The 14,470-nt window shown below is 43.0% G+C and carries 9 protein-coding genes and 1 pseudogene; 7 read left to right on the forward strand and 3 right to left on the reverse strand.

The genetic code is table 11. The features are described from left to right. Positions 1-184: 184 nt before the first annotated feature. Together NSS60_RS01760 and NSS60_RS01765 are read right to left on the reverse strand one after the other, a co-directional pair. Positions 185-622: pseudogene (locus tag NSS60_RS01760) on the reverse strand (IS66 family transposase); the annotation flags it as partial. A gap of 491 nt (positions 623-1,113) precedes the next feature. Continuing rightward, a complete protein-coding gene (locus tag NSS60_RS01765) occupies positions 1,114-2,487 on the reverse strand; it encodes an IS1380 family transposase (protein WP_088223251.1) in 1,374 nt (457 codons plus the stop codon). Between the two features lie 133 nt (positions 2,488-2,620). Between NSS60_RS01765 and NSS60_RS01770 the strand changes: the two genes are divergently transcribed. The 6 genes from NSS60_RS01770 (at position 2,621) to NSS60_RS01795 (ending at position 12,679) form a co-directional block, all read left to right on the forward strand. Beyond that, the gene (locus tag NSS60_RS01770; protein WP_340720597.1) at positions 2,621-4,078 is read left to right on the forward strand and encodes a type I restriction-modification system subunit M; all 1,458 of its coding nucleotides are present in this window, start codon (positions 2,621-2,623) and stop codon (positions 4,076-4,078) included. Between the two features lie 11 nt (positions 4,079-4,089). After that, complete coding sequence (locus NSS60_RS01775) at positions 4,090-5,262, forward strand: restriction endonuclease subunit S (RefSeq protein ID WP_192948612.1); 1,173 nt, start codon at positions 4,090-4,092, stop codon at positions 5,260-5,262. A 48-nt stretch (positions 5,263-5,310) separates the two neighbouring features. After that, the gene (locus tag NSS60_RS01780; protein ID WP_340720598.1) at positions 5,311-8,652 is read left to right on the forward strand and encodes a DEAD/DEAH box helicase family protein; all 3,342 of its coding nucleotides are present in this window, start codon (positions 5,311-5,313) and stop codon (positions 8,650-8,652) included. 123 nt (positions 8,653-8,775) lie between these two features. Then, positions 8,776-8,940, forward strand: a complete 165-nt coding sequence (locus NSS60_RS01785; protein ID WP_015373875.1) for a hypothetical protein — start codon at positions 8,776-8,778, stop codon at positions 8,938-8,940. Positions 8,941-9,305: 365 nt separating this feature from the next. Continuing rightward, the gene (locus NSS60_RS01790) at positions 9,306-10,775 is read left to right on the forward strand and encodes an alanine/glycine:cation symporter family protein (RefSeq protein ID WP_088223632.1); all 1,470 of its coding nucleotides are present in this window, start codon (positions 9,306-9,308) and stop codon (positions 10,773-10,775) included. Between the two features lie 239 nt (positions 10,776-11,014). Next, a complete protein-coding gene (locus NSS60_RS01795) occupies positions 11,015-12,679 on the forward strand; it encodes an L-lactate permease (protein ID WP_004888838.1) in 1,665 nt (554 codons plus the stop codon). A gap of 135 nt (positions 12,680-12,814) precedes the next feature. Here the strand turns inward: NSS60_RS01795 and NSS60_RS01800 are convergent, their stop codons facing one another. Continuing rightward, positions 12,815-13,066, reverse strand: a complete 252-nt coding sequence (locus NSS60_RS01800) for a hypothetical protein (RefSeq protein WP_128356909.1) — start codon at positions 13,064-13,066, stop codon at positions 12,815-12,817. A 227-nt stretch (positions 13,067-13,293) separates the two neighbouring features. On the opposite strand from NSS60_RS01800, the gene NSS60_RS01805 reads away from it, so the two are divergent. After that, a complete protein-coding gene (locus NSS60_RS01805) occupies positions 13,294-14,367 on the forward strand; it encodes a nitric oxide synthase oxygenase (protein ID WP_004888840.1) in 1,074 nt (357 codons plus the stop codon). Positions 14,368-14,470: the final 103 nt, after the last annotated feature.

Below are 14,470 nucleotides of genomic sequence, written 5' to 3' on the forward strand. Positions count from 1 at the left end.
TTTCTAAAAATCAATGAAACGGGCTTTTCCTATATCCTTTATTCATTTAAAAAATCATTTGCAAACCGATAATAAATTTTCGGTGAACCGTCTTCTTTTATTTCGATTCGAGTAACTATTCACTCCGATAGTAGTATGTAAAGAAGCGCAACACAAATAGGGCATCCCCGTAATAGAAAATGCCCTAAGTGGTAGAAAGAACATGATCAAGCGTGTCACCTGTCAACAGAAGACATAACGAATCCCACACATTTTTTTCGTGTTTCGTCAGTGTGGAAACGATGCTTCTTGTGATACAAAAAGACTGGGCGAATGTTTCTTCGCGAAACGTACCCGAGATGTTCTCTTTGACTTTGACCATGCGAAGATCGCGTTCGGCTTGGTTGTTGTCAAAGGGAACATGTACTTCACGTAAGAAACGCAGCGCTTCTTCCTTTCGTTTTTGAAGGCGTCGAACAAAAGCGAGTGCTTTTTTCGGAAGAGGCGTCTTCGCTTCCAATCGGTGTTGTGCTCTTTCTAGAATACGATCATACGCACGTTCCAACCGTCTCGCTTCTTCCTCGGAAAGTGCACCGTGATGGGCTTCAACGGCTTGCTTGGCGGCTAGCAGAAAAATCGGCATATCCGGTCTGGAGGCAGACCGGGTCATTCGATGGCAATGTCCTGATTGTAAGGGAGAATGGGAGCGGGAGTAGCAGAGAACGAGAGACAAGGATTGGGCTGAAAGGGCATGCCGTACATCGAAACAATCCAAAATACTGATGAAAGCCTATCAAGAGGCGGGTTTGGCATGTGATTGTGAGGAAAACAAGGATAACCCTTCATACAAAGAGATTTTCCCTTTTTTAACAGTTGATTGAATCCAGAGAAATCAAAGTTTCTAACTCCGATAAAACTATGTATAACCTGAATCCGTGATGGTTGGAAATCAACTTTGATTTTGGTGTTAGTTCTATGGATATATGATCCATACATCCCTTTTTTTGATGATTCCCTGCACCACTTTCATGTTTGAAAACGAGATAAATCCTCTTTTATGGAGATACAAACCAAAAAAGAGACAAAAAAAGTACAGGGGGGAGTGATGGATATGAGTACCCGAACATCTGTTTGTTATCTTGCCTCTTTCCATTTTTGATACACATTCAGTAGGAGTATACTGTACCCACTCCTTCGCGTCAGTTTCATCCAGATCTGTCGTGATCGGCGGACGAGTCGACCTGCCATCGTGATCACCGTCTGAATGATCGTCTTGATGCGGCGGCGTTTCACTTTATGATGTAATGGATGTCTCGGATCGCTTAATAGATCTTGTCCAATCAGGCGAAGAAGGTTGTACACGAATGCTCCCATGACTAACACGAGCGCATTCGTTTTCATCTTCCCTGATGGAAGTCGCTCTAAATCTAAGTCGCTTTTCAGTTCGCTATGAAACTGTTCGCATGTCGCATGATCGTGATACAATGCGAGCACATCACTCATTCGAACATGCTCGTATCCTTCGAGGCGCACCCAGTAGCTTTCGACTTCGTAATCAGGAACGAGCATCAGCTGTCCATTTCGTTCCATCGTTCGTTCCGTCACTTGGGTGACTTGAACGTACGTATACGTGTGTCCATCGATTGCTGCTGTCTGTGGAAGGCATAACTCATACGTTTGTACTCCTTCTGTTTGTCCATCATCGACGCGTCTGCCCTTTTGCGAAGCGATCTGGAACCAAAGCGCTTTCGATTCTCGGCGTAAGTTTCGCTTGATGACAAAGTCCACGTCTTCCTTTAGACATACGTGCACATTCGCTTCCGCATCGTTTCCTGCATCCATGCGGACAAGCAGACGAGACGAGGTCAGCGGACGAGCTCGACGGATGGCGGTAGTTAAAAACGAAGGCATGTTGTCTTGTACATGTTGTTTCCCTGGACGCAGCTCGGCATGAACGATATACCCTTCCTTCCCTGCGTACGCAAACAACGGCGTAAAACCGTCAAATCCTTTATACGTTCGACTCACTCCTTCTTTCTTCGTATCGGAGTTGTCAAATGGGGAAGCATCTATATCAAGGGGAAGCCATGTCGTTTTCCCTTTCGCCCAACAAGGGGACAAGGTAGCGTGTTGTCGAACCAACAGACGCATCGATTCCTCCCAAATGATGGTTTCGATCATCGGAAGACAAGCGAGCTGATCGAGACGCTGTCGCAACGTTGGGGAGGAAGGTACGTGCCGAATGCCCATTGATGTCGAAAAGATATCGTCCTGACGATACGCTTCGATATGATCAAAATCCGTTTTTCCTGTGGCAAGCAAGCCAATCATCGAGCGAATGACATCGCTATGGGAAATGTGCACATCTCGACGAACCGTTGGGAGCCGAAGGGCGTTTACTCGTTTATCCAGCTTCGTTTGGTGCAGTAAGTAGCCCACGAGAGCAAGCCCAGCACTTGGAGTAATCGCTTCATCTGTCAATACAAACCGAATCGGGAAATCTTTCATCACATTCACCTACTTGATGAAGAATCGTCAACGTCGTTTTCCCTTATCGTATCAACGGTTTGCATCCATTGTAAAGATGTTTTGTCACGGATTCAGGTATAATTAAGTTTGGAAATAATAAGGAGGCAGATATATGATTACAGGAGAATTAAAGAACAAAGTCGATAAAATATGGGAAACGTTTTGGACAGGCGGAATTACGAACCCGCTGACGGTTATTGAGCAGTTTACATACCTTTTGTTTATTAAAGGTCTTGATGAAGTGGAAACGAAAAATGAACAAGAGGCTGCTCTGTTAGGTATTGATTTTGAACGAATCTTTCCTGAAGATAAGCAGCACTTGCGCTGGAGCAAGTTTAAAAACTTAGAAGCTACTCAAATGTACGAAATCGTTTCTAATGAAGTATTCCCATTTATTAAAAATCTTCATGACAATAAAGATTCTGCCTACGCCAAATATATGGGCGATGCGATTTTTATGATTCCTACGCCGCAAATGCTTTCAAAAATTGTGGACGGCATTGATAAACTCCCAATGAAGAACCGTGATTTACAAGGAGATTTATATGAATATTTGCTATCCAAAATCGCGACAGCGGGAACAAATGGTCAATTCCGCACGCCGCGTCACATTATCAAGATGATGGTCGAGTTAGTCAAACCAACACCGGAAGATATTATTGTTGATCCGGCCGCCGGTTCCGCAGGGTTTTTAGTCGCAGCGGGCGAATATTTGCGCAAACATCGCAGTGACTTATTTTTAGCGCAAAGTTTAAAAGAACATTTTAATAACCATATGTTCTACGGCTTTGATATGGACCGCACGATGTTGCGGATTGGCGCGATGAACATGATGCTCCATGGCATTGAAAATCCAAATATCGAATATCGTGATTCATTATCCGAGCAAAACAAAGATAAAGACAAATACACCCTTGTCCTTGCCAATCCGCCGTTTAAAGGCTCGTTGGATTACGAAGCCGTTTCCAGCGACTTATTAAGAGTCGTTAAAACAAAGAAGACAGAGCTTTTATTCTTGGCCTTATTCCTGCGCATCTTAAAAACAGGCGGACGCTGTGCCTGCATCGTGCCAGATGGGGTATTGTTCGGCAGCTCGAAAGCGCATAAAGATATCCGCAAAGAGATTGTGGAAAATCATAAATTAGAAGCGATTATTTCCATGCCAAGCGGTGTGTTTAAACCATACGCGGGTGTTTCAACGGCGATTATGATTTTTACGAAAACAGGAGTCGGCGGAACGGATCAAGTATGGTTCTATGACATGAAAGCCGATGGCTACTCATTGGACGACAAGCGCACCCCGGTTGAAGAAAACGATATTCCGGACATCATTGCGCGCTTCCATAACCGTGAAGCAGAAAAAGATCGGAAACGGACAGAGCAATCGTTCTTTGTGCCGGTGGAAGAAATTCGTGAAAACGACTATGACCTTTCGATTAACAAATATAAAGAGATTGAGTATGAAGAGGTACAGTATGAAGCGCCAAGTGTGATACTTGAAAAAGTGGAGACGTTGGAAAAAGAGATTATGCAAGGATTACAAGAGTTGAAAAAGATGATTAGAGGGTAGTGTGAAGTTCTATGAATTTTAGAACATATAAGTTAAAAGATATAGGTGAAGTAATTACAGGAAATACACCTAGTAAAAGTAATAGTGAGTTTTATGATTCAAAGGATGTTATGTTTATCAAACCCGATGATTTGTATATAGATAGAATAACAATGTTAAACGAATCGAAAGAGTACTTATCTAATAAAGGTGCTGAACATGCTCGCATTTTGCCACAAGGCAGCGTGTTAGTTACATGTATTGGAATTATAGGTAAAGTTGGTATACTAAAACAAGAAATAGCTGCATTTAATCAACAAATAAATGCTATTGTCCCTAATAAAAATATAGTCAATGAAAAGTACTTAGCTTATAAAATATGGGATTATAGGAAAAAACTTCAGCGTATAGCAAATGCACCTGTAGTTCCAATTATTAATAAAAGGCAATTTTCAGACTTCCAAATTGAGATACCTCCGATAGATTATCAACTCAAAGTTGTTGACGTTTTAGACAAAGCCCAAGAACTCATTGACAAACGAAAAGCCCAAATTGAAGCGTTAGATCAGTTAACAAAAAGTGTGTTTTTGGAAATGTTTGGCGATCCTGTTGCCAATAAAACATGGGAAAGACGACCACTTAAAGATATTGCAGATGTAAGGGATGGAACACACGATTCGCCTAAGTATGTTCCAAACGGTTATCCTTTAGTAACTTCTAAAAATATTAAAAACGGGAAAATAGATTTAAGTAATGTAAACTACATCTCGGAAGAAGACTTTATAAATATTAATAAGAGGTCTAAGGTTGATGTGGGAGATATTATTATGCCGATGATTGGTACAATCGGAAATCCAATTATTGTTGATGAACAGCCAAATTTTGCGATAAAGAATGTAGCATTAATAAAATTTAATAATCCTCTTGTGGTCAATATATACCTAAAATATTTACTGGATTCACATTATCTTGATTATATTCTCAATAAAAATAAACGTGGGGGAACACAAAAGTTCTTGTCTTTAACGGATATAAGAAATATGGAAATTCCGTTGCCGCCAAGAGATTTGCAAGACAAATTTTCTGAAATAGTAAAAAAAATTGATTCCCAGAAGTCAATTCTTCACAAAAGCTTGAGAGAGCTAGAAAAAAATTTCAACTCCCTCATGCAACGTGCATTTAAGGGAGAATTATTCAACGATTAATGCATGTAAAGGAAATTCATATCGGTTTGATCAGGGGAGGGGTGTTTGTTGTTATCCAACTTTAGTTTTCTAATAGGAAAACCTCATTATGAGAACTTTACGAATGCGTGTTTAGAGGCGGAGAAAAGTTTAGTTGTGAGTCCGGCGACGTGCGCGATTTTGACGCGCCGTGCGCTGGAGCTTGCCGTTAAGTGGGTGTACAGCTTTGACAGCGCTTTGAAAGTTCCGTATCAAGATAATCTTTCCAGTTTGATTCATGACAACGGCTTTTTGTCCATTATTGATGAAGATTTATTGCCGTTGTTGCGTTACATTGTCAAACTGGGAAATGTCGCCGTTCATACGAACTCGATGATTACGAGGGAAGAAGCGATTCTTTCCCTGCATCATCTTCATCAGTTTGTGTCTTGGATTGATTATTGTTATTCAGATGAATATACGGCTATGGATTTTGATGAATCGTTATTGCCAATCGGAGAGGAAAAGCGCGAGCGTCCGGAAGAATTAAAAGATTTATACGAACGGCTAAGTTCGAAAGACAAGCGTCTTGAGGAAATGATGAAAGAAAATGAACAGCTCCGCGCTCTTCTCACCGCCAAACGGGAAGCGAATACAAAAGAATATCACTTCCAAGTCGATGAACTAAGCGAATGGGAAACAAGAAAGAAATATATTGATTTAGATTTGAAGCTGGCGGGTTGGGAATTTAAAAAGGATGTTGTTGTGGAATATCCTGTGGTTGGCATGCCGAATCAAGAAGGAGTCGGCTATGTCGATTACGTCCTTTTTGGCGACAACGGGAAGCCGTTGGCGGTCATCGAAGCGAAACGGACAACCGCTGATCCGAACAAAGGAAAGCAACAAGCCAAACTATACGCCGACTGCATTGAGAAGATGCACGGCCAACGTCCAATCATTTTTTACACAAACGGTTTTGAAACGTATATTTGGGACGACCTTAACTATCCGGCGCGGAGAGTTTCCGGCTTTTACAATAAGGAAGAATTAAGCTTGCTTATTGATCGTCGGACGATGAAGAAGCCGCTAAAAAATGTGCAAATCAATGACAACATTACAAACCGCTATTACCAAAAAGAAGCGGTGTTAGCAGTCTGCGACGCGCTCGAGAACAAACGGCGCAAAGCGTTGCTTGTCATGGCAACAGGGAGCGGCAAAACCCGGACGGCGATTTCGATTGTCGATGTTCTCACTCGCCACAATTGGGTAAAAAATATTTTGTTTTTAGCAGACCGCAAAACACTGGTAACGCAAGCGAAAAATAGCTTTAGCCATTTGCTTCCGAATTTGACGCTTTGCAATTTGCTCGATAACAAAGATAATCCAGAGGAAAGCCGGATGGTGTTTTCGACGTATCCGACAATGATGAACGCGATTGACGAAGCGAAACGAAAAGACGGCAAACGCCTCTTTACCGTCGGGCATTTTGATTTAATTATCGTCGATGAATCCCATCGCAGTATTTATAAGAAGTACCGAGCAATTTTTGACTATTTTGACGCGATATTGCTTGGGCTTACCGCCACACCAAAAGACGAAATTGACCGCAATACGTATGAAGTGTTTGATTTAGAAAACGGTGTGCCGACCTATGCCTATGAGTTAGATCAAGCCGTTCAGGACGGCTATTTAGTCGATTATCGGACGATTGAAACAAAGCTTAAATTTCTTGAAGAAGGCATTCATTACGATGAGTTATCGGATGAAGAAAAAGAACGATATGAAGAAACATTTGATGAGGAAGTAGGCGAGGATATTGACAGTGCCGCGTTAAATGAATGGCTGTTTAATGACGATACGATTGATACGGTACTCAGAGATTTAATGGAAAAAGGAATTCGCGTCGAAGGAGGAGACAAACTCGGCAAAACGATTATTTTTGCGAAAAACCATCGCCATGCGGAACGGATTGTGGAGCGCTTTGATCAATTGTTCCCTGAATACAGGGGCGGCTTTGCACGGGTCATTGATTACAGCGTGAACTACTACCAAACATTAATCGATGATTTTTCCGACCGCAACAAATGGCCGCAAATTGCGGTATCGGTCGATATGCTCGATACTGGAGTCGATATTCCGGAAGTCGTCAACCTTGTGTTCTTCAAGAAAGTACGATCCAAATCAAAGTTTTGGCAAATGATCGGGCGCGGAACCCGTTTATGCAAAGACTTATTCGGAGTCGGACAAGATAAAACGCATTTCCTTATTTTTGACTATTGCGGCAACTTCGAGTTTTTCCGCGAAAATCCAAAAGGAATCGAAGGAAAAGCGGTGGAAAGCTTAACGGAGCGTCTATTTAACGCCAAAATTGAAATCATTAAAGAACTGCAGCATTTACAATATCAAGAAGAAGAGTATATTGCCCATCGCAATGAATTAATTGACGAGGTGCTGGCGGAAATCAATAAGTTAAACGAAGAAAACTTCCGTGTACGCCAACATATTCAATATGTGCATAAGTTTAAAAATCGAGCCAAGTGGGATTCCTTAACAGCGATGGATGTCAATGAAATTAAAGAACATATTTCGCCGCTGATTGTTCCGTTGAATGATGATGAATTTGCGAAACGTTTTGATTTGCTCATGTACACGATTGAGTTGGCAAAACTGCAAACGAAAAATGCCACAAAGCCGATTCGGAGTGTGATTCGTACTGCAGAGGCATTATCGAAACTAGGTTCGATTCCTCAAGTGATGGAACAAAAATACATTATTGAAAAAGTACAGACGGAAGAGTTTTGGAGCGAAGTCGATATTTTCGAATTGGAAGCCGTTCGCGAAGCGTTGCGTGGTTTAGTCAAATTCCTTGAAAAAGAAACGCAAAAAATTTACTATACGAACTTTAAAGACCAAGTTTTAGAAGTCAAAGAAAACGGCCCGATGTTTAATGTCAATGATCTGAAAAATTATCGGAAAAAGGTTGAACATTATCTGCACGAACACCGCGACCAGATGGCCATTTACAAGTTGCGAAATAATAAAAAGCTAGCCGTCCAAGACTTAAAAACGTTGGAGCATATTCTTTGGAATGAGCTTGGCACACAGGAAGATTATAAAAGAGAATTCGGAGACACACCGATTACAAAGCTTGTCCGTCAAATTGTCGGCCTTGACCCGCAGGCCGCCAACGAGGCGTTTTCCGAATTTTTATCAAGCGAACGGTTGAACATCCAACAAAGCCGTTTTGTCAAATTGATCGTCGATTACTTTGTGAAAAACGGGGTCATGGACAAGCGGGTGCTGCAGGAAGAACCGTTCAAAACCGTCGGCAGCATTGTTGAACTCTTTAAAGACAACATGGACGACGCGCGGAGGATCATTAGCATTATCGATGAGATTAACAGAAATTCAGAAGATATTGTGGGGGCGTGAGCGGTGGATGTCATCAACCGAGAAGTGGTTCTATTGGGGATGGATGAATCACGGCCATGATGGCACGGATGGAAAAACGCTGTCTTTCCTAGGGGCAGTGCACGATAAGGAGGAGCGCTGAACGTGAGCATTTCGTCTCTCATTTTGCTTTTGTTGGTCATGTCGATCGTGTTGTTCGTGTATGGTGTTGTCCAAAAGAGCAAAGCCGCGAAACGGATCGCCTTTGGCCTCTTCGTCGCATCGGTCGGATTAGCGGGTTTTGTCGTGTTTCTCATCGGCTATATGTAACAACAGCCAAAGACGAACACGCTGTTCTGTATGTTCGGCTTTGCGTTTGCGGCGATTCAGATGGGGATCATTGGGGGAGATGGGGCTCGCGCTCAAGGCCTCAAGGACTGGCATTAGGGGACCGTTCGAGGCGGATTTCTCTGTCTTGCCTCATCTATCATTTTTGGGCTTCAAAGTTATTTTTAAAAAAAGCGAAGAAAGTCGTTCATTTTTCTATACGAGGACAAGCGCAGGAAATATAAAGAAAATGCAAAAAAGAATGATATATGAAAAAATTATTGAAGCTGAAATGTGTAATATTTATAATATTATTCAAGTTGTGTGTTGTACAACAAAAATAATCAGCTTGCATAGGAGGGGTTGGGTTGATTGAAAAGCTTGTAGAAACGGTGAACGGGTGGCTATGGAGTCCTTTTTTGATTGCATTCATTGTTTGTTGCGGTTTGTATTTTAGCATTCGCACCCGTTTCCTGCAAATCCGCCATGTGAAAGAGATGATCCGGCTTGTGACGATGGGGAAAAGCTCTGAGGCCGGGGTGTCTTCTTTCCAGGCGTTGACGATGTCGTTGTCCGGCCGCATTGGCGTCGGGAACGTGGCCGGGACGGCGACGGGGATTGCTTATGGAGGGCCGGGCGCGGTCTTTTGGATGTGGGTGATCACCTTTATCGGAGCGGCGACCGCGTATGTCGAGTCGACGCTAGCGCAAATTTATAAAGAGGAACAAGACGGACAATACCGCGGCGGTCCGGCGTTCTACATTGAAAAAGGCCTTGGCTGGAAATGGTTTGCGGTGGTGATCGCCGCGGCGATTATTCTCTCGATGGCGGTGCTGATGCCGGGAATTCAAGCAAACTCGATTGCCGACAGCTTTTCGAATGCGTTTGGCATTCCGAAATTGGTGACGGGAATTTTCGTGATTGCCGTTCTTGGCTTTACGATTTTTGGCGGAGTGAAGCGGATCGCGAAAACGGCGGAAATTGTCGTGCCGTTTATGGCAGTTAGCTATTTGTTGGTCGCGATTGCCATTATTGCGGCCAATATTGAAAAAGTCCCGGATGTGTTTGGTTTGATTTTCAAAAGCGCGTTTGGCGCTGATCAAGTGTTTGGCGGCATTCTTGGTTCGGCGGTGATGTGGGGGGTCAAACGCGGCCTTTATGCGAATGAAGCGGGGCAAGGGACGGGCGCCCACCCGGCAGCGGCGGCGGAAGTGTCCCACCCGGCGAAGCAGGGGCTTGTGCAGGCATTTTCGATCTATTTGGACGTGTTCTTGATCGTGACGGCGACGGCGCTGATGATTTTGTTTACAGGTCAATACAATGTGATCAATGAAAAAACGGGAGAGACGATTGTCGAGAATTTGAAAGGGGTGGAACCAGGCGCAGGGTATACGCAGGCGGCGGTGGACACGCTCTTCCCGGGATTCGGGTCGGCCTTTATTGCGATCGCTCTGTTCTTCTTCGCGTTTACGACGATATACGCGTATTACTATATTGCCGAGACGAACCTCGCCTATTTGGTGCGCAGTGAAAAGAGGGGAACGGCCTTCTTTGCCTTGAAGCTCGTCTTTTTGGCGGCCACGTTCTATGGAACGGTCAAAACGGCGACGACGGCGTGGGCGATGGGCGACATCGGGCTTGGTATCATGGTGTGGCTCAACTTGATTGCGATCTTGTTGTTGTTTAAACCGGCCTATATGGCCTTGAAAGATTACGAAGAACAGCTGAAGCAAGGGAAAGATCCGGAGTTCAACGCGTCGAAATACGGAATCAAGAACGCGGAATTCTGGGAAAATGGATATAAGAGATGGGAAGAAAAGAAAGAGAAGGCATTGTAACAGGTTGATTGGTTGGAGTCGATGGTGTCCTGGATGCAGCGGGACACCCTTTTTTTGAGATGCGAATAGTGCCTGGCACTGTTCGCTAAAAGAAATTTCGAAAAAATTTCTTTTTTGTCTTGTTTTTTTTAGGCGTTGCTTCTATAATTTGAATCAACAGCAGTCATATGGTCATCAGACGACTAAGTAATCAGTTTTATCATGGGAGAAATCGGTGAAAACAGAAAGGGGAGGTTTTTATGTGGAAGCAAGATTTTACGCCGGTTGCTGATCAATTGGCACTGTCAGCGGTTGTTGCGCTCATTCCGATTTTATATTTCTTTTGGGCGTTGGCAGTGAAGCGAATGAAAGGACATATAGCGGGAGTGACGACGCTAGCCGTTGCTTTGGTCATTGCTGTAATCGCTTACAAAATGCCGGTTAGTATGGCAGTGATGTCGGCAACGCAAGGAGCAGTATACGGGTTATTGCCAATCGGTTGGATTATTATTACATCTGTCTTTTTATATAAACTGACTGTGAAAACAGGACAGTTTGATACGATTCGCGACTCGGTCTTGTCGATTACGGAAGATCGTCGATTGCAAGCGTTGTTGATTGCTTTTTCGTTTGGGGCATTTTTGGAAGGAGCTGCTGGATTTGGGGCACCGGTCGCGATTTCTGCGGCATTGCTTGTCGGATTAGGGTTTAATCCCTTATATGCAGCTGGTATTTGTTTAATTGCTAATACAGCGCCAGTTGCGTTTGGAGCCATTGGAATTCCGATTACTGCTGTTGCTGGTCCGACGGGCATTCCAGCGATGGAAATCTCGAAAATGGTCGGTCGCCAGTTGCCATTTTTGTCGTTATTTATTCCGTTTTATCTCGTATTAATTATGGCTGGATGGAAAAAGACAGTCGAAGTATTGCCAGCTGTTTTAGTATCTGGTATCTCGTTTGCGCTTACTCAATATGCAAGCTCAAACTTTTTAGGGCCAGAATTACCAGATATTTTATCGGCACTTGTTTCACTAGTTGCCTTAGCTGTGTTTTTAAAAGTTTGGAAGCCAAAAAGCGTGTATCGTTTTGAGAGTGAAACGCGTGCTACATTCGCCACATCAACAAAACATACAAGTGGTGAAGTATTTAAGGCGTGGTCTCCATTTTTAGTATTAACAGCGTTTATCTCTATCTGGGGAATTCCACAAGTAAAAGCGGCGCTAACAGGACATTACGAAGGAACGAACGCGTTATTGAAAGCGCTTAATACATTAGGTTCTTCGTTAACATTTATGCCGGAAGTGCCTGGATTAAGCAATAAAATTGTGAACGCGAGCGGCCAACCGATTTTAGCTGTTTATAAACTAGAGTTGCTTGGAGCAGCAGGAACAGCAATTTTATTTGCAGCGATTGTTACGAAATTTATCGTTCGTATTTCTTGGCGTGAATGGTTTGCGACGTTTGGTGAAACGCTTAATGAATTAAGATTCCCGATTGTCACTATTGCTTCGGTTGTCGGCTTTGCCTATGTGACAAACGCCTCTGGCATGAGCACAACACTCGGGATGACATTGGCGAAAACAGGCTCTCTCTTTGCTTTCTTCTCGCCGTTTTTAGGTTGGCTTGGTGTATTTATTACCGGCTCAGATACATCATCAAACTTGTTGTTTGGAAACTTGCAAAAAGTAACAGCGACGTCGCTCGGCATGGATCCAGTGCTTGCGGTAGCAGCGAACTCATCTGGTGGGGTTGTCGGAAAAATGATTTCTCCACAATCAATTGCAGTTGCCTGTGCTGCGGTAGGATTAGCTGGCAAAGAATCCGATCTATTCCGCTTTACTGTGAAGCATAGTATTTTCTTAATCATTTTAATTGGCATTTTAACGTTCTTACAGTCAAATGTACTTTCATGGATGGTTCCTTAATGAATGGAAGGGACATTCGGATGCAGAGGAATATATATTTCTCTGCACCGGAAGTTCCTTTTTATGTCGTTATCGTTCGAAAAGGAGATGAATATGTTTTAAATCATATTGAATAGACGAGGGAGCTTCCCTCGTTTATTTCGTTAAAATGGAACGACTGCTACAAATAGCCGCCTCATGTTCAAGAGAGCGATGCGAAAGAAAAGTCAATAGTTTCTCATGGTTGTCGCTTCTACTTTCTATTTTTTTAACGATTTCATTTGTTTCAATTACTGCTTGTTGGACAAGCGCTAAGTCTTGCTTTGTTGCCATGTTCGCTTTAACTTCTGCGAGTTCTGCTTCTATGTTTTCAAGCTTGTCCAAAATGCGTTGTAGCATTTGCTCCATCGTTTTCCTCCTTTCTTGTGGGAAATTAGAAAGGGAAACAGCTGTGTGGCATGTCGTGTGTCGAAGAGAGGCTTTATTTGATGTGGCAGTACAGATAAAGACCGTTCCCCAGTACTATTATAAATGATAAGAATGAAGAGCGAAACAGGAAACGACATGCTCCTTCTTTTCATTTTCTTCATACATGGTGTATTGTATAAGAAGATACGAACATGGAGTGATGGCATATGTTATGGAAAGAGGCGGAACAATTTATTACGTTATGTTATACAGAACTAGGAAAAAACGATGATGAAATATATGAGCGGTTGCAACAAGTGAAGCGAGAAATTGAACAAACAGGGACGTATGAACATACGTACGAAGAACTTGAGCACGGAGCGCGTATGGCATGGCGCAATAGCAATCGTTGTATCGGGCGTCTATTTTGGCAAACGCTTCACGTGTTTGATGCGCGTACGATTGAGCGGGAAGAGGATGTTGTTGAGCGGCTGTTTTATCACATCGAATTTGCGACAAACGGTGGGAAAATCCGTCCGACCATTACGATTTTTCGTCCTGAGCGAGTGCGCATTTGGAATCATCAGTTAATTCGCTATGCTGGTTACGAAACAGAGCATGGAATGATCGGTGATTCATCGTCCATTTCATTCACGAAAGCGTGTGAACAGCTAGGATGGAGAGGGGATCGAACGCACTTTGATATTTTACCGCTTGTCATCCAAGTCGATGGTCGCGAGCCGAAGTTATTTCCGATTCCAAAGGATATTGTGCTGGAAGTGCCGATTGAGCATCCGACGTTTTCGTGGTTTCGTGATTTACAGCTTAAATGGTATGCTGTGCCGATTATTTCAGATATGTGTTTGGAGATTGGCGGCATCCGTTATACAGCGGCTCCATTTAACGGATGGTATATGGGAACAGAAATTGGTGCGCGCAATTTCGCTGACGATTACCGATACAACATGCTTCCGAAAATTGCTTCATGCATGGGGCTTGATACGTCAAGAAATAGTACATTATGGAAAGATCAAGCGCTTGTCGAGTTAAATATCGCTGTTCTATACTCATATAAAAAAGCAGGGGTAAGTATTGTCGATCATCATACAGCGGCTCAGCAGTTTAAACGTTTTGAACAGCAAGAGCAAGAAGCAGGAAGGAAAGTAACGGGCAGTTGGACTTGGCTTATTCCACCACTATCCCCAGCGACGACGCACATTTTTCACCAATATTATGATAATACAATTGTAAAACCGAATTATTTTTACCAAGAACGTCCTTATGAAAGGCACCGTCATTGATGCGATGTTTTTTTATATGGACATATTCCTAATTTTCAGAATAATACTTACTATATTCTTATTTTTTTGATATATTTATAGAAAAAAGAAGAAGGGGGAAGGT

The organism is Anoxybacillus sp. FSL W8-0382 (assembly GCF_038003845.1).
GTDB classification, from domain to species: domain Bacteria; phylum Bacillota; class Bacilli; order Bacillales; family Anoxybacillaceae; genus Anoxybacillus; species Anoxybacillus flavithermus_G.

Coding starts and splice junctions, on each gene's coding strand:
- NSS60_RS01800 (WP_128356909.1), bottom strand. CDS start 13,066: ATGGAGCAAATGCTACAACGCATTTTGGACAAGCTTGAAAACATAGAA.
- NSS60_RS01770 (WP_340720597.1), top strand. CDS start 2,621: ATGATTACAGGAGAATTAAAGAACAAAGTCGATAAAATATGGGAAACG.
- NSS60_RS01765 (WP_088223251.1), bottom strand. CDS start 2,487: ATGAAAGATTTCCCGATTCGGTTTGTATTGACAGATGAAGCGATTACT.
- NSS60_RS01775 (WP_192948612.1), top strand. CDS start 4,090: ATGAATTTTAGAACATATAAGTTAAAAGATATAGGTGAAGTAATTACA.
- NSS60_RS01795 (WP_004888838.1), top strand. CDS start 11,015: ATGTGGAAGCAAGATTTTACGCCGGTTGCTGATCAATTGGCACTGTCA.
- NSS60_RS01805 (WP_004888840.1), top strand. CDS start 13,294: ATGTTATGGAAAGAGGCGGAACAATTTATTACGTTATGTTATACAGAA.